12 protein-coding genes are annotated in these 15,657 nt (G+C 61.4%); 2 read left to right on the top strand and 10 right to left on the bottom strand.

What is annotated here, in order from left to right; all coding sequences use genetic code 11:
• Positions 1–158: 158 nt before the first annotated feature.
• From ACIP1X_RS16955 to ACIP1X_RS17000, 10 genes are all read right to left on the bottom strand, one after another.
• Positions 159–743, bottom strand: coding sequence for a glutathione S-transferase (locus ACIP1X_RS16955; protein WP_400753719.1), 585 nt, complete (start codon positions 741–743; stop codon positions 159–161).
• Positions 740–4,381, bottom strand: coding sequence for an SbcC/MukB-like Walker B domain-containing protein (locus ACIP1X_RS16960; protein ID WP_400753722.1), 3,642 nt, complete (start codon positions 4,379–4,381; stop codon positions 740–742). Before ACIP1X_RS16960 ends, ACIP1X_RS16955 begins: the two co-directional genes overlap by 4 nt.
• On the bottom strand, positions 4,378–5,622 hold the full coding sequence (locus ACIP1X_RS16965; protein WP_159815090.1) for an exonuclease SbcCD subunit D C-terminal domain-containing protein: 1,245 nt from the start codon (positions 5,620–5,622) through the stop codon (positions 4,378–4,380). The genes ACIP1X_RS16960 and ACIP1X_RS16965 overlap by 4 nt, the downstream gene beginning before the upstream one ends.
• A 303-nt stretch (positions 5,623–5,925) precedes the next feature.
• Positions 5,926–7,560 carry a BatD family protein gene (locus tag ACIP1X_RS16970; RefSeq protein WP_400753725.1) on the bottom strand — a complete coding sequence of 545 codons (1,635 nt, stop codon included), beginning with the start codon at positions 7,558–7,560 and terminating at the stop codon, positions 5,926–5,928.
• A complete protein-coding gene (locus tag ACIP1X_RS16975; RefSeq protein ID WP_400753728.1) occupies positions 7,557–9,296 on the bottom strand; it encodes a tetratricopeptide repeat protein in 1,740 nt (579 codons plus the stop codon). Before ACIP1X_RS16975 ends, ACIP1X_RS16970 begins: the two co-directional genes overlap by 4 nt.
• Positions 9,293–10,372, bottom strand: coding sequence for a vWA domain-containing protein (locus ACIP1X_RS16980; RefSeq protein WP_400753731.1), 1,080 nt, complete (start codon positions 10,370–10,372; stop codon positions 9,293–9,295). Before ACIP1X_RS16980 ends, ACIP1X_RS16975 begins: the two co-directional genes overlap by 4 nt.
• Positions 10,365–10,862: a DUF4381 domain-containing protein gene (locus ACIP1X_RS16985; RefSeq protein WP_053121136.1), complete on the bottom strand. Its 498-nt coding sequence runs from the start codon at positions 10,860–10,862 to the stop codon at positions 10,365–10,367. The genes ACIP1X_RS16980 and ACIP1X_RS16985 overlap by 8 nt, the downstream gene beginning before the upstream one ends.
• A complete protein-coding gene (locus ACIP1X_RS16990; protein ID WP_053121134.1) occupies positions 10,859–11,803 on the bottom strand; it encodes a DUF58 domain-containing protein in 945 nt (314 codons plus the stop codon). Before ACIP1X_RS16990 ends, ACIP1X_RS16985 begins: the two co-directional genes overlap by 4 nt.
• A 5-nt stretch (positions 11,804–11,808) precedes the next feature.
• Positions 11,809–12,768, bottom strand: coding sequence for a MoxR family ATPase (locus ACIP1X_RS16995; RefSeq protein WP_003218556.1), 960 nt, complete (start codon positions 12,766–12,768; stop codon positions 11,809–11,811).
• A gap of 272 nt (positions 12,769–13,040) precedes the next feature.
• The gene (locus ACIP1X_RS17000) at positions 13,041–13,394 is read right to left on the bottom strand and encodes a hypothetical protein (RefSeq protein ID WP_400753734.1); all 354 of its coding nucleotides are present in this window, start codon (positions 13,392–13,394) and stop codon (positions 13,041–13,043) included.
• A 284-nt stretch (positions 13,395–13,678) separates the two neighbouring features.
• Between ACIP1X_RS17000 and ACIP1X_RS17005 the strand changes: the two genes are divergently transcribed.
• Both ACIP1X_RS17005 and ACIP1X_RS17010 read left to right on the top strand, forming a co-directional pair.
• Positions 13,679–15,073 (top strand): hypothetical protein, encoded by a 1,395-nt coding sequence (locus ACIP1X_RS17005; RefSeq protein WP_400753737.1) that lies wholly within the window; start codon positions 13,679–13,681, stop codon positions 15,071–15,073.
• A gap of 480 nt (positions 15,074–15,553) precedes the next feature.
• Positions 15,554–15,657: hypothetical protein (locus ACIP1X_RS17010; protein WP_400753742.1), on the top strand; the 104-nt coding region annotated here is incomplete at its 3' end.

Below are 15,657 nucleotides of genomic sequence, written 5' to 3' on the forward strand. Positions count from 1 at the left end.
CTCGCCACAATAAATCCCCTCACCACAGGGTTGATCGTTCCCACGCTCTGCGTGGGAATGCAGCCCCGGACGCTCTGCGTCCAATTGGAACGCGGAGCGTCCCTCGAGGCATTCCCACGCGGAGCGTGGGAATGATCAATCAGGCAGGAAGTTGGGGGTTACTTCTTCATGATCGAGGTGAAGAGGTCGGACTCGAGGAAGTTGTGCAACCAAGCCTGCAGACGCGGGTAAGGCGTCTGCGCAAACCACTCGCGATCGACATGCGCGAACTGCCGAACAAACGGCAGCAGGGCGATATCCGCCAGGCTCGGATGATCAGGCAGCAAATAATCGCGATCCTGCAACAACCCCTCCAACCGCTGCAAAAACACCGCGCCCTGAGCCCGATAAACCTCCATTGGCTGCTCCGGATAACGCTCGGCGTACTTGTAGCGATTCAAATCCACCTTGAACCCCTGATCATTCGCCTCGATCAACTCGGCAATCCGCAAATCGCCATCAAGCAACCAACCCTGCGGATCATTCTGCGCCAGCGCCCAGCGCATGATTTCCAGGCTCTCATCAATCACCCGACCATCCGCATCCAGCACCGGCACCGTGCCCTTCGGCGAGATCGCCAGCATCTCCGCCGGTTTGGCTTTAAGGCTGACCTCGACAATCTCCACCGGCACGCCCGAATAACGCAACGCCATCCGCGCCCGCATCGCATACGGACAGCGGCGGAACGAGTACAGCGTATTCATTTCACCTCCAGGGTGCTCAAACCATTGCCCTGACGCTGCACCTGAATCTGCACCGGAATCCGTTCGTGCATTTCCTGCACATGGGAAATCACCGCGACCTTACGGCCCTGCGCCTGCAAACCATCCAGCGCATCCATCGCCAGTTGCAGCGACTCCGGATCGAGGCTGCCAAAACCTTCGTCGATAAACAGCGATTCGATTTTCAGCGTGCTCGACGCCATCGAGGCCAGACCCAGCGCCAACGCCAACGACACCAGGAACGTCTCGCCGCCAGACAACGAATGCACCGAGCGCAGTTCATCGCCCATTTCGGTGTCCATCACCAGCAAGCCAAGCATGCTGCCGCCGCGTTTCAGGCGATAGCGTTTGACCAGTTGGCGCAGCTGCACGTTGGCGTGATGCACCAGCAAATCGAGGTTGTAGGCCTGGGCGATCTTGCGGAACGTATCGCCGGTGGCCGAGCCAATCAGCGCACTGAGCCGCGCCCAACGCTGATACTCGGCATAGGCATCAGCAATCTGCTGCGCCAAGGCCTGATTGGCATTCTGCCGGCGCTGATCTTCGACCTGTTCGGCACGCAGTTCAGCGCATTGCTGCTCGCTGACGTTGAACTGGTTCTGCAAATCAGTCAGGGCCGTGGCGAGTTGCTCGGCATCAAGATTGCCGTTGTGCTGAGCTTGATGCGCGGCTAAGCGCTCGTCACGTTCTTGCAACAGCACTTTGGCTTGCTCGATGGCTTTTTCGTTTTGCTGCAAGCGTTGGCGCAGTTCAGCGAGTTGCGCGTCGTCAACCCGCAACAGATCTTCGAGGCCACCGTCATCCAGCTCCGGATGACGAGCGCGCCAGTCGGCAATCTTGCTGGCCAGATCCTTGTCTTCACTTTCCAGAGCCTGCAAACGTTGTTGCTGCGCTTTGAGTTCGGCGGCGATCTGCACAAGCTGCGTGCGCACACTTTGCAGTTCTTGGGCGGTGCTGGTTTCGGCGGCGCGCGCTTGCTCCACAGCCTGTTCCAGTTGCTGCTGCCACTGTTCGGCGCTGCTGTGCTCGCCGAGCAATTGCACCAGTTTCTGCTGGCACAGTTGCTGTTGCTCGGCCAGCGCATTGAACTGCTGTTCAGCGGTTTGTGCCTGCTGTGCACGGGTCTGCTGACGATCCTGTTCTTTATCCAGCGTCTGCTGCCGTTGCTGCTGTTCGCTCAGTTCTTCCTTTTGCTGATCGAGTTGCGTCAGACGCTCGGCGATCTGCCGGTCGAGTTGTACAAACGTCGCCGCCGGCTCCAGGCGCAGGGCTTCAAGGGTCTCGGCCGGCAGCAGAGGGCCGAACGCCGTCAGTTCTTCATCGAGGCGTTGACGGTCGCTGCTCAGTTCGCGCTGTTGATTGCTCAGGTGCTGCGCGGCTTGCTGATGCGCGGTTTCCGCCTGACGCAATTGTTGAGTCAGCCGCGCCGCATCCTGTTGCAGGGTGAGCAGGGCGCTCTGGCGTTGTTCGTCTTGAGTGATGCTCTGGTTCAATTGCTCGTTCTGGCGCATGAGCCAGGCGTCGCGTTTGTCGGCGTCCTGATTCAACAACTGCGCGGACAGCGGATGCGCATCGAGGCTCGGCGCGAGGGCCTGTTGCTGGTTCGCCAGTTGCTCTTGTTGTTGCAGCAGTTCTTTCTGCTGAGCAATGACAGCGCCGACGTCGGCGCGCAGTTCACTGAGTTTTTCCTTGAGCTGATCGACGACTAGCTGAGCGTTGGCCTGTTCGCTTTCATCGTGGCGACCGAGGCTTTGCAGCAGCGCTTCCGGCTGGTGATACGGGTGCTCATTGCTGCCACACACCGGGCACGGTTGATCGTCCTGCAACTGCGCGCGCAACTCTTCGACACTGGCACTGCGCGCCAGACGCTGGCGTTCAAGCAGTTCGCGGGTGACGTTGAGGGTTTGCTCGGCGACGGTCAGTTCGGCTTTGGTTTTGACGCCGTCCTGGGTCAGGCGCTCACGCTCCTGCTGCGCATTGAGCTGGCGTTGTTGCAACTCGGCGCCGCGCTTGTCCAGATCCTGTTGAGTGGCCCACAGCCGCGACAGGTCTTCGAAAGCGCGCAGTTGTTTGCGGTTGTCCTGCAACAGCGTACCGAGAATGCCGATTTGCTCGGCGACGGCATCCGGTTCGGCGCCGGCCTCTTTGAACAGTACTTCGAGTTGTTGCTTCTGGCTGGCGAGCTCTTCAGCGCTGCGCGTGGCGTTTTGTTCGAGGTTGGCCAGTTCGGCCTGACCTTTGTTCAGGCGATTGCCGATCAGCATCAACTGCTGGAGACGATCGCGATAGGCATTCCACGCATCGCTCAATGGCGCCAGATGAGCGCTTTGTTCCAGCTCAGCGGCGATGCGTTGCAAGCGTTCGGCGACCTGGCCCTGCTTTTCCTGCAAGGCTTGAATGGCGCTCTGGCCGTCGGTGCAGGCCTGTTGCGCAGTGGCTTTGGCCTCAGCGCTCGCGGCCACATCTTTGGCCAGACGGGCGAGGGTGCTTTGCTCTTCGAAGGCCTGACGCAACAGCGGCGCGTTTTCAGACTGGCGTTGCTGCGCCTCGGTCAGTGCGACTTTGGCTGTCTCAAGATTCTGCTCGAGTTGCGTCTGACGTTCAGTCAGTTCGGCGTGCTGGCGGGTGTGCTCGGCAATCTGCGCGGCCAACGGCGTCAACAACGCATCGAGTTCGGTTTTGCGGGCGAACTGGTGCCGTTGCGGGCCGAGTTGTTCCAGACGCGTCAGCTTGATGCGTTCGCCGGCCAGCGCTTCCGATTGTTGCTGGGCGCTGTGCAATTGCTCGCTGGCGGCTTGCTGCGCGTCCTGCAACAGCCGCAAATCCTTGAGCCAACTGTGTTGCTGCTCCAGTTGCTTCAATTGTGCCTGCTGCAACTTCAATTGTTGCTGGGCGGCGTTAAAGCGTTCATCCAGCTCGGCGCGCGCTTCGGGTGCCAGCGGGGTAACGCCAGTGGCCTGATCCTGCAACAGCTTGTGCGCTTCGCGGGCCTCTTTGGTCTTGTCGAATGCACGACGGCCGAGGCGGGTATACAGCGCGGTGTCAGTGAGTTTTTCCAGCAGTTCGCTGCGGTCGTTGTCGTCCGCTTTGAGGAACGCGCTGAACTCGCTCTGCGCCAATAGCACGGCGCGGGTGAACTGTTCGAAGTTCAGGCCCAGTGCGGCTTCCAGTTGGGTTTTGTATTCGCCTTTCTGGCTGGCGAGCAGTTGATCCTGATCGATGTCGCGCAGGCTCTGACGACTGGCCTGCAACTTGCCGCCAGCCTTCTCGCGAGCGCGGTTGGCTTCCCAGCGCGCCCGATAGCGACGGCCATCAACTCCGACGAAATCCACCTCGGCATAGCCTTCGCCGGTGCCGCGACGCAGCAAAGTGCGCGGGTCACCCGTGGCGATCTCACCATCAGCATCGGGCACTTTGGCGTCACGGCCGGTGTTGTTCAGGCGCGGAACAGCGCCGAACAGCGCCAGGCACAGGGCGTCGAGCAGGGTACTTTTACCGGCGCCGGTCGGCCCGGTAATCGCGAACAAACCGGCACTGGCCAGCGGTTCAGCGGTGAAATCGATCTCGAACGGCCCGGCCAGCGAAGCGAGGTTTTTCAAACGAATAGCGAGAATTTTCATGGCTGCTCGCCCTCCAGTTGCACGTCTTGCAGCAGTTCGGCGAAGTCCTTCAGCGTCTGCTCGTCGACCTCGCTGCCGTAGTTGTCGAGCCAGGCGCGGCTGAACAATTCCTGCGGGGTGAGTTGATCGAGTTCGATCAGCGCGGTGCCATCCTCCTCGCCGTCAGCGCCACGCTTGCCGGCGTATTCAGCGGCGATGCGCACCAGGCGCACCGCTTTGCCTTGCAGGGCGTTTTCCACTTGATGGCGCAGATCCGGCTGCGGCTCGTCGAGGGTCACACGCACTTCCAGCCATGGCTGGCGCTGGGTTTCGGCGAGCAGGTCGATGTTCGGCAGGTCGGCCAGTTGCAGCAGAATCTCGGCCAGCGGTGCCGGGCCGATGCGTTGCAGGTTGACCGAACGCGGGATCAGTTTTGGCTCGACGCTGACCAGGGTTTCGCCGTCGAGGGTGACGTCGAGGATCTGGTGCTGATAACCGATCTCCGAGAACGACAACGGGATCGGCGAACCGCTGTAGCGAATGCGCTCCTCACCGTTGACCTTCTGCGGCTTGTGCAAATGGCCGAGGGCGACGTAGCTGATGCTCGGCCCGAACAGACTGGCAGGCAGGGCTTCGGCGTTACCGATGATCAGGCTGCGCTCGGAGTCTTCCGAGACCGAACCACCGGCCATGTGCGCGTGGCTGATGGCGATCAGCGCCTGACCCGGTTTGCGTTTGGCGTTGGCCGCTTCGATCAGCCATTCATGCACCTGACCGATGCCACGCAAATAGTTGTCGCCCAGATGCGCACCGGTGACTTCGGCCGGGCGCAGGAACGGCAGCGCCAGGCACCACGCGGCGATGTCGCCTTTGGCGTTCGGCAATGGCAGCAGCAGACGTTCGGAATCGAGCTGGCCGTCATCCAGCCACAGCACGCGACCCAGCGCATGGGTGCGCAAGCGGCGCATCAACGGCGCGGGCAGTTCGATGCGCGAGCCGGAATCGTGGTTGCCGGCGATCATCACGATGGTCAGCAAGGGCTGCTGCTCGTGGGCGTTGACGATGAAATCGTAGAGGCATTCCTGGGCTTTGACCGGCGGATTGACCGTGTCGAAGATATCCCCGGCGATCAGCAGCACATCCGGCTGCGCCAGTTTCAATTGGCGCAGCAGCCATTCGAGAAAACAGGCGTGCTCGAAATCGCGCTCCTGACCATGCAGGTTTTGCCCAAGGTGCCAGTCGGAGGTGTGAAACAGACGCAAGGCGGACTCCGCAACAAAAAGAGATGATGGCCGCGCGGGAATGAAGAGGCGGCGAAAGAGGGGGAGAGTTTACTGGCAAAACCACACCCTGTGGTCGAAGTCAGTCTGTTGGAATAAAGATGCAGGTTTGCAAGGGAGCCCTGTGGCGAGGGGATTTATCCCCGCTGGGCTGCGAAGCGGCCCCAAATCCTGTAACTGAAATATGCCTGACACACCGCATGGTCTGATTTTGCGGCTGCTGCGCAACCGAACGGGGATAAATCCCCTCGCCACAGGGGGGGCTCCTACATTCTCGAGAGGGGTTTACTTCGGGTAGAGCGGTGGCAAGCCGCTGTCGCCCACCGGGTCGTGCACGCGCTCGGCGGTCGGAATCGTGCGGATTGCTCGCCACAAATCCTCGCCCTGCCAATGCTGCCCCGTTTCGCTGTAGAGCGCGCCATTGAGACCATCCAGCGCATCCGACAACGGCACAAACCGCGCCGCCATGTCCGCCAGCGTCTCCGGCTGCTGCCGCGCCCAGGCATCCAGCGCCTGCCGCGTTGCCTGCGGGTCATTGGCCTGGCTCGCGCGTTTGATGTCGTCGAGCAACGTGCGCGGGCTCGGGCCGGTTTGCGCAGCGCGCAGGATCGCCGGCTGCCAGCGCGCTCGCCACCACAGACCAAAGCCGAGCAGGGTGGTGCAGGCCAGTATCAGCGTGCTGAGTTTCCACCACCACAGCGTGTCGTTATCGACAATCCCCGGTTGCAGATTGCCCGTCGGCGTATCGATTTGCAGGCTCGGGTTATTGGCGACTTGCAGGGTGCGCGCGGGCAGGCTGCTGTGTTCCAAATGATCTTCGAAGGTGTTCCACCACACCACGTCCACCGTCGGCAGATCAATCGAGCCGCTGCGGCTCGGCACCAGCGCTTCGCGTTCTTCACGGCTGCCGATCATGCCGCGGTCGTTGCTTTGATTGCTCAGCACCGGTTGATCGGGGTAGCGGCGCAGGCCGTTGACGTCGGTGGCGGGCAGGGCGGGCAATTGCGATGCGGCCAGACCTTCGACTTTCAGGGTCAGGCTGCGGGTCAGCGAATCACCGATTTGCGTGTGTTCCGGCTCCGGATTCCAGCTCTCGCTCAGGCTCAGGCTGCGTGCCGGCAACCACGGTGCATCAGCAGGATACGTCAGCGGTTTGGGCTTGACCGTCAGCGGAATCTCCGAAGAGGTGACGCGCATCAGCTTGCCCGGCTTCGGTCCCTGTGGGCTGGCGTCCTGGGCCGGTTGCGTGTCGACCAGCGTGGCGCTGAAGGTCTGCGGGGTGATCGTCAGCAAACCGCTGTGCTGCGGATAGATCGCGTAGCGCATTTCGATGACGCCGTGGCGCACACCGTTGATGTCTTTCTCGTAGGTGCGCGTGTCGCCGAGCTGCTCAACCCGCGCATCGACGATTTGCAGCGGCGACAGGCTGCTGTCGTCGTACAGCGAAACCGAGTGATAGACGCGCACAGTCAGGATCGCCTGCGCCTGCACATACACGCTGGACTGATCGAGACTGGCTTCGATAAACACCGGATCAAGGCTGTTCTTGTCTTCGCGGGTGTCGCTTTCGACCACTTGCACGGTGATCGGCTGGCTCTGCACCTCGCCCATTTGCAGCGAGGGAATCACCACGCTGCCGTTCTCTTTCGGCAGCAACGTGATGATCCAGCGTGTGGTCGCGCGGTTGTCGCCGTTGAGGGTATTGAGCTGGTTGACCTGCCGCGTGCCGCGCACTTCGAACAGCGGCTCCAGCGGGGTCAGGTCGGGTTTGCCGAACTGGGTGACGTCGCTGATTTCGAGGGTGAGCTCGACCGTCTCGCCGGAATTCAGGCGACTGCGATCCACACTGGCGATCAGCTCGGCCGCGTTGGCGGTCGTGCAGAGCAGCAGGGGCAGCAAGAGAGCGGTGAAGCGGGTCATCGAGTGTTTTCCTGATCCTGATGTTGTTGCTGTTCGTACCAGAATTTGCGTCGCAGCAGTTCGCCCGGATCATCCGGGATTTTGCCCAGCCATTGTTCCAGTGCCTGACGTTGCTCGCCTTCAAGGTTGTCTTCGGTCGGGCGCAGCGTCGGCACAGTATTGGTTTCCTCTTCCTCATCGTTGCTGCCCGGCACCTCATTCGGGCCTGGCTGCGGCGGTGTGGTCGGCGGCGGTTCACTGGCAGACTCGCCGGATTGCGCCTCACTCTGGGTTTCGCTTTTCACCGCTGGCGGCGGCGCGGTCGGCGGCGGCGGTTCACCGCCCGGCAGATTCTGTTCGGGCTGCTGGCTTTCCGGATCGACCGGTGGCGGGGTGTTTTTCTGCTTCAGCAGATTTTCCACCAGCGCCTTGTTGGTCTGTGCCGGACGCAGATCCGGTTGCAGCTCCAGCGCCTGTTCATAGGCGTCGATCGCCGCGTCCAGCTCACCGCTTTTCGCCAAAGCGTTGCCACGATTGTAGTGGGCGCGGGCATCGCTGCCTTCGGCAAAGCGCTGGGCGGCGCCACTGTAGTCGCCGGCCTCGTACAACGCCACCCCTTGCCACTGGTGATCGTCAAAATGTTCTGCGGCTTCGGCAGGGCGTTTCTGTTTGAGCAAGTGCAGGCCTTGCTGGTCGGGGCGCAACCACAAGTCTTCGAAGTCGAAAGCGTAGCTCGGCTGCGGCAGGCAGAACAGCAGCGGCAGGCAAAACAGCCAGCCACGCCGCCCGGCACAGGCAGCGAGCAGCAGCAGTGGCAGCAGCAACCAATAACCCTGGTCGGCCCACGTGTCGAGGCGCACGGTTTGGCCATCGCTGCGCAAACTGCGCGGGCCGTTGAGCAGGCCGAGTGCGCCGAGATCGGCTTCATCCAGACGCGCCGCGTGGTAGTCACCGCCGACGCTATTAATGAACGCCGCCAGGCCCGGGCTGTCGAGTTGCGGCACACGGATCGCGCCTTGTTCGTCCTTGAGGAAACTGCCGTCCTCCTGCGCAATCGGCGCACCTTCGGCGGTGCCGATGCCGAGCATCAACAGTTGCGCCGATTGCCCGTTGAGCGCACGGCGAATGCCTTGCCGTTCATCTTCGCTCAGCGACGAGCCGACCAGCAGAATCCGCCCTTGGCCGAGTGCACCTTGTTTGAGTAAATCCAGCGCTTTAGCGACGGCGAGATCGGCGCGATGACCGCTTTCCGGCATCAGCGACGGCTTCAGCGCGTCGAGCAGATTGCGGCTGGTCGCCAGATCATCCGACAGCGGCACCAGCGTGTGGGCGCTGCCGGCGTAAACGACGATGGCGGTCTGCGCATCGCTGCGCGCCTGCAACAGGTCGAACACCTTGCGCCGCGCTTGTTCCAGTCGCGTCGGTGGTGAGTCGGTGGCGAGCATTTCCGGGGTCAGTTCCAGCACGATCACCAACGGATCGGCGGGTTTTTGGCTGGTCTGTTCGACGCGCTCCCAGCTCGGCCCGAGCAACGCCAGAATCGTCAGCAGCCACGCCACGCCAAGGGCCACCCACGGCAGTTTGCTGTCGCGACCGCTGCCGCCGCTGAGCAGAGTGGCGTGGAACGCCGGCGGCAGGATCATCTGCCAGCGTCCGGCGCGTTTTTGCCGGTGCCAGAGTTGCCAGATCAGCCAGCCGAGCAGCGGCAACAGCAGCAACCACCACGGACGGAACCAGTGCGGCCAGAGGGCAATCATCGGCGCCTCCGCAGACGCAGGCGTTTGAGACGCTCGCGCCAGTCAGGCAGCGGACTTTGCAGATTAAGCTCCTTGTTGAACAGGCGTTGCAGCGGGTTGTCCGGCCACAATTCGCGGGCGACCAACAACAGGCTCAACCACAGCGCCAACGCCAGTGGCCAGTGATACAAGGCTTGCGCGGGACGTGCCTGGGTCGGTTGTTGGGTCACCGGTTCGAGCTGGTCGAGGGTGTCCTTGATCGCTTGCAGTTCCTGGCCATCATGCGCGCGGAAGTATTGCCCGCCGGTGACTTCGGCGATTTCCTTGAGCGCCGGCTCGTCGAGATCCAGGCTTGGATTGACGCCGAGCAGACCGGTCGAACCGCTGTCCTCAGGATTGGCGCCGATGCCGATCGGGTAAATCTTCACGCCTTCACTGGCCGCCAGTTTTGCCGCCGTCAACGGATCGATTTCGCCGCCATTGTTGGCGCCGTCGGTGACCAGAATCAGCACACGGCTTTGTGCCGGACGCATGCGCAAGCGTTTCAGGCCCATACCGATGGCGTCGCCGATGGCGGTGTTCTTTCCGGCAATGCCGATGCGCGCCTCATCGAGCCAGACGCGCACGGTGTGGCGATCAAAGGTCAGCGGTGCTTGCAGGTAGGCCTGACTGCCGAAGAGGATCAAGCCAACGCGGTCGCCGTCACGGCTTTCCAGGAAGTCACCGAGCAGATGCTGCACCAACGACAGGCGACTGACTTCTTCGTCCTGCCACTGCATGTCGGGAAAATCCATCGAGCCGGACACGTCCACCGCCACCAACAAGTCTCGGCCACTGGCGGCAATCGGCAGTGGTTCGCCGAGCCATTGCGGGCGCGCAGCGGCGGTCAGCAGTAGCAACCACAACAACATGAACGGCGCTTGCTGGCGCCATGCGGGCAAATGGGCGCGGGCACGACGGCGGGCGAGGCCTTCGAGGTCGGACAGAAAGCTGACTTTCAGCGCCGGTTCGCCGCTGTCGGCCACCGGCAATACGAGGCGCATCAGCCACGGCAGCGGTAACAGCAGAAAAATCCACGGCCAGGCGAACTCAAACATGTTTGCGAATCCACGTGTCGACGGCTTGGGTCAGGCCGGCGATGGCCTTGTCGTCGAGTTTGCATTCCGGTTTGTACGCGCCTTCGACCAGCACCATCCAGCGCGTCAGGCCAGCGGCGGGGCAACGGTTGTCGAGGAACGCCAGCCATTTTCGGCCATTAAGGGTGTGGCTCTGGCTGTAGGGATAGTGGTTGCGGCACAGGCGTTTGAGCAGGCCATTGACCTGTTGCAGCCACGCGCCGGCCGGGGCGCCGTCGTAGGGTTTGGGCATCTGCGCCAGTTCTGCGAGGGCAGCGACGCGCACCGGATCGAGTGGCTGTTCAGCGCGCACGATCGGGCGTTTCTTCATGGGAATGAAACGGCGCAGGCGCCACACGGCGTAACCGAGCAGCGGCAATAACAGCAGGAGTAACCACCAGCCCGGCGCCGGAGGCCAAAAGGCAATCGGCGGCGGCGAGATCAGCGGTTGCAATTGGTCGAGGCCGTTCATCGACCTTTCCCCGGACGCTGCGGATTGAGGAATTCGCGCATCTGTTCGACCATTTCACTCTGCGTGCTCAACGGCATCAGCAGCACCCGCAACTTCTGCGCGAGCAATTCCCAGCGAGCGATGCGCGCTTCGGCCTGCGCGCGATAGGTTTGGCGCAGATCGAAATTCAGCGTGTCGAGCTCAAGCTGGGCGCCACGTTCGGCGAATCGTAAAAGGCCGGCGGCGGGGAGGGCGTGATCGAGTGGATCGGATATCGGCAGCATCAGCAAATCGCAGTGGCGCGCCAACAAGCTCAGTTGTTGCTCGGCGCTGTCGGACAGCGCGCGCTCATCGCAAATCACAATGGCCAGACTGCCGGGGCGCAGCACTTCCCGGGCGCGGCGCAGGGCCACGCCGAAGGCATCGCGATCCGGCTCACGTTCGCTGTGCAGCGATTGATTGACCTTGACCAAACGATTGAGCAATTGCAGCAGGCTTTGCTTGCTGCGCCGTGGTTTGATTTCGTAGTGCTCGTTGTCGCCGAACACCAGCCCGCCGACCCGGTCGTTGTGGCCGAGCGCGGCCCAGCCGATCAACGCTGCGACTTGTGCGGCCAACACCGATTTGAACATCAGCCCGGAGCCGAAAAACAACCGCGTGCTTTGCTCGACCATGATGAAAATCGGCCGTTCGCGTTCTTCATGGAACAGCTTGGTGTGCGGCTCTTGCGTGCGAGCGGTGACGCGCCAGTCGATGGTGCGCACGTCGTCGCCGGCCTGATACACGCGCACTTGATCGAAGTCGACACCGCGACCACGGAATTTCGAGTGATGCAGGCCGATCAGCGGGCTGCGCTGGCTCGGCGTGGAAAACAGCTGCACTTCACGCACCCGGTGACGCATCTCGATCAGCTCGGCGAGGCTGACGCGGATGCCCGGTTGGGAAGGCTGGGGGGCGTTCATGGGGGTCAAGCGACGGCTACGACGTCGAGAATCCGCTGCACCACCCGATCCTGATCGATGCCGGCGGCTTCGGCTTCAAACGACAAGATGATGCGGTGACGCAACACGTCGAACAGCACCGCTTGAATGTCTTCCGGGCTGACGAAGTCGCGACCGGCCAGCCAGGCGTGGGCGCGGGCGCAGCGGTCGAGGGCGATCGAGCCACGCGGGCTGGCGCCGTAAGCGATCCACTCGGCCATCTCCGGATCGAACTTGGCCGGCGTACGGGTGGCCATGACCAGTTGCACCAGGTACTCCTCCACGGCGTCGGCCATGTACAAGCCGAGGATTTCCTTGCGTGCAGCGAAGATCGCCTGCTGGCTGACCCGGCGCTCGGGCTTGGTCTCGCCATTCAGCGCTTCGCCACGGGCCTGCTGGAGGATGCGGCGTTCGACGGCGGCATCCGGGAAGCCGATTTTTACGTGCATCAGGAAGCGGTCGAGCTGGGCTTCCGGTAGCGGATAGGTGCCTTCCTGCTCGATCGGGTTCTGCGTGGCCATCACCAGAAACAGTGGCGACAGCTCGTAGGTGCTGCGGCCGACGCTGACCTGACGCTCAGCCATGGCTTCGAGCAGCGCCGATTGCACCTTGGCCGGGGCGCGGTTGATTTCGTCCGCCAGCACCAGGTTGTGGAAGATTGGCCCTTGCTGGAACACGAAACTGCCGGTTTCCGGGCGATAGATCTCGGTGCCGGTGATGTCGGCGGGCAGCAGATCAGGGGTGAACTGGATGCGATGGAACTGGGCTTCGATGCCCTCGGCGAGTTCTTTGATCGCTTTGGTCTTGGCCAGACCCGGGGCGCCCTCGACCAGCATATGGCCGTCGGCGAGCAGGGCGATGAGCAAACGCTCGATGAGTTTTTCCTGGCCGAGAATCTGCGTTGAAAGAAAGGTTCGCAGCGCCAGCAGCGCTTCACGATGTTCCATCGGTGACTGTTCCTGGAAAGGGGTGGCCACAGGCGTTCGGATAACGCCGGGGCTGGGGGCGTTACTTTAATCCATCGCGGGGGGTGGCGACTAACGGCATTTTGCGCAAAGTGCGGGAAATGACTGGGGGAATTGTTGGATTTTTGTAGTACCGGGGAGGGGTAGTGTTCTTTCGGACGCCTTCGCGAGCAGGCTCGCTCCCACATTTTGAGCGGCGTACATCCGTCAATGTGGGAGCGAGCCTGCTCGCGAAGGGGCCGGTTGAAGCACCATCAAGCCTCGTTGATGAAGGTGCCAGTCCCGTCGAGGATGTTTTTCAGGGTCTCGACAACCTCATCCAGATCAACCATATCCGGGTTAAAGCTGATCTCCAGCACATCATCCCCATTCAGCGCATCAGCATCCGCCGCGCCGATTTCAATCTTCAGCAGCGTCGAGGTCAATGTGACCTTGACGCCGTCCAGCGTCGATGGCTCGCCGTCCAGGGTGATTTCCAGCTCGTCCTCGTCCGGATAGCGGCTCATCAGGAACATGTCGCCCTTGTCGCTGTGGCAGCAGAGCATGGCCATGTTGTCTTCTTCGTCGTCGCATGGGTTGACGATCAATAGGGCGGTGGTCATTTGCATGGGGAATTCCTGATGGGCTAAAGCGGTAGACAGTGCGCAAAAAGTGCGATTTTGCCAGCCTGAGGGAATTTCTGCTGAAACATCGTCGAATGCAGGGCTCTTCTTAAGGACTATTCCCAGAGTCGAGTAAGAAAAATCCGCTGGCCTCGTAGGGTTTTTGAGAAGAATAAAAATTGCGTGAATTGGAGGCCTTTTCGCTTGTTTTGGCGGATGTTTGCCGTCAGATTTTGCTGTTCGAACGCAACGGAGTGCGATGGCCAACATGCAAAAAAGGATGTCTTTTGATGAAGCGATATTTCCAATGGGCGCAAGAAATCAGTCATCTGTCCGAGGAGCAGGTGGAACAGCTTTACCAGCGCTACCTCAACGGCGAAAAAACCGCCGACCTGATCGCCGAGTACAAACTGCCGGATACCGTACGCAGTGTGCTGAAAGTGCTGCCGCCGATCGTCAGTGCTGACCTGACATGCCCGTATTGTGAATTGCCGATGTGGATGCACCGACCCTCACGCGGCACTCCGGTTTCCCTGCGCAGTGCTTACAAATGTGTCAATTGCGAGCATCAATACTTTACCGCCGGTGCGGGCTCGCGGCGCAGCGTGTGTGGTTGTGATGCCTGTGTCCGGTTGCGCAAACAGCAACTCGCCGATCAGGCCGAACGTGACCGCAGTGATCTGGCCGCGCGCTACGGTACGCCAAGCCCACCGGTACCCTTTGCCAGTCTTGGATTCCAGCAAAAAGTAGCTCTGCTGGCGTTACTGGATGACGGCGGTCAAGGCGCAGGCGAACGCATTGCCGCGCTTGATGCTGAACTCCGAGGGGAAAAGCTCACGTCCACTGACACTTTCAGTGAAGAACTGGTGAAAGGTCTGCACGAGGCGGGCGCGTTGCAGGTCGATACGGCATCGGACATTCGGGCGTTCAATCGGGCCGACGAGTTCAGCATCAGCACGTATTCGGCCGTTTACTGGCGGGCCAATGTCGCGCTGGACGAAGGCGTGCGCTGCACGCGCGATATGCTCTATCTGGCCCTGTACGAAGAGTTGTCCGGGCCTGTGCTGCCGGTTTGGAAGCGTGAGTTGTACGCATTGATCTTCAGGCTCGCGCGGGAGGAATCCATTCAATACGTTCACCTGCAGGCCAATATGGTCGGCATGGCGTTCACCGCCGAAGCCCGCGCCGACTCGGTGATCGGCACGTTGCTGCAGAACTTCTCGGTCAGTCAGATTTACTACTTCGCCAGAGTCGCGGTGAAAAGCGCTGCGCATTTCTATGCCACCGGCAACTCCAAGGGCCGCACTCACGCCTCCAACACCATTCCGCGCAATATGCAGAGCACCGCGCAGCTCGCGTTGGCGGAGAACTGGCGCAAGGACAGCTACCGCGATACACGCGTGCCGCAGCCGGCCATGACCCGCCTGCTTTACGACGTCGTGCTCAAGGACAGTGGTGCCGGTTTTTCCAAGTCACCGGGGCTGTTCTGGCGAGACGAGTTTGTGCCTCGGTTTCTCACCGGTTCGCCGGTCGCCGCACCGCAGGTCGACTATCCGCAGTTGTTCTGCCGCGAGTGCGACTCCAGCAATATCGACGCCAGCATGGACAAATTGACCCTGCAGATGCAGTGCTACGACTGCGCCACCGTGAGCAAATTCCGGGCCTATGAAGAGTTGCCGGACTGATCCGTGTCAAAAGCCAGTGCTGAACCGGATGCCACGCTCAGGGTCGATAGAACGGCCCTGAGGGTTTTCGTTTCTGGATATGTAGCCGCCACGGGTCGGCGATTGGCACGAATGTCCCGTAAAACCGGGCATTCCCCCCGTCGTTTTCCGCCACGGCTGCTAGTGTTTACCGGTGCGAAAGCCTTCATTTACCTGCCTATGAACGAATATGTCGCAGCACCGCAAGCAGACACATTGTCGCAGCCATTAAGCTGCGCAACGGATGAGCACCCGTAAAGGCATTGTCGGCAAGCCTGGCAGTCGCTTTTGCAGATGCCCATTCAATGGAAGGTGAATGTGACCTGAGTGTCTCGTCCAGCTTCACCCACCTGTCCCCCTGTTTCCTCTGCCCGAGAATCAGGAACAGGGCGACACAAGCCCCGAAAGGGGTGTTGCACGCGACGCTTTCCATCAATAACAAGCTTAAGCGGAGTACCACAGATGGCGTTCTTCACCGCAGCCAGCAAAGCCGACTTCCAGCACCAACTGCAAGCGGCACTGGCGCAGCACATCAGTGAACAGGCACTGCCACAAGTGGCGCTGTT

It is taken from the genome of Pseudomonas sp. NPDC088885 (assembly GCF_044750025.1).
In the GTDB taxonomy this organism is placed as follows: Bacteria; Pseudomonadota; Gammaproteobacteria; order Pseudomonadales; family Pseudomonadaceae; genus Aquipseudomonas; species Aquipseudomonas rustica.

What these genes read in the sequence shown, in the direction of transcription:
- ACIP1X_RS16970 (WP_400753725.1), bottom strand. Translation starts at nt 7,560, where the DNA reads ATGACCCGCTTCACCGCTCTCTTGCTGCCCCTGCTGCTCTGCACGACC.
- ACIP1X_RS16960 (WP_400753722.1), bottom strand. Translation starts at nt 4,381, where the DNA reads ATGAAAATTCTCGCTATTCGTTTGAAAAACCTCGCTTCGCTGGCCGGG.
- ACIP1X_RS16985 (WP_053121136.1), bottom strand. Translation starts at nt 10,862, where the DNA reads ATGAACGGCCTCGACCAATTGCAACCGCTGATCTCGCCGCCGCCGATT.
- ACIP1X_RS16980 (WP_400753731.1), bottom strand. Translation starts at nt 10,372, where the DNA reads ATGTTTGAGTTCGCCTGGCCGTGGATTTTTCTGCTGTTACCGCTGCCG.
- ACIP1X_RS16990 (WP_053121134.1), bottom strand. Translation starts at nt 11,803, where the DNA reads ATGAACGCCCCCCAGCCTTCCCAACCGGGCATCCGCGTCAGCCTCGCC.
- ACIP1X_RS16975 (WP_400753728.1), bottom strand. Translation starts at nt 9,296, where the DNA reads ATGATTGCCCTCTGGCCGCACTGGTTCCGTCCGTGGTGGTTGCTGCTG.
- ACIP1X_RS16995 (WP_003218556.1), bottom strand. Translation starts at nt 12,768, where the DNA reads ATGGAACATCGTGAAGCGCTGCTGGCGCTGCGAACCTTTCTTTCAACG.
- ACIP1X_RS16955 (WP_400753719.1), bottom strand. Translation starts at nt 743, where the DNA reads ATGAATACGCTGTACTCGTTCCGCCGCTGTCCGTATGCGATGCGGGCG.
- ACIP1X_RS17005 (WP_400753737.1), top strand. Translation starts at nt 13,679, where the DNA reads ATGAAGCGATATTTCCAATGGGCGCAAGAAATCAGTCATCTGTCCGAG.
- ACIP1X_RS17000 (WP_400753734.1), bottom strand. Translation starts at nt 13,394, where the DNA reads ATGCAAATGACCACCGCCCTATTGATCGTCAACCCATGCGACGACGAA.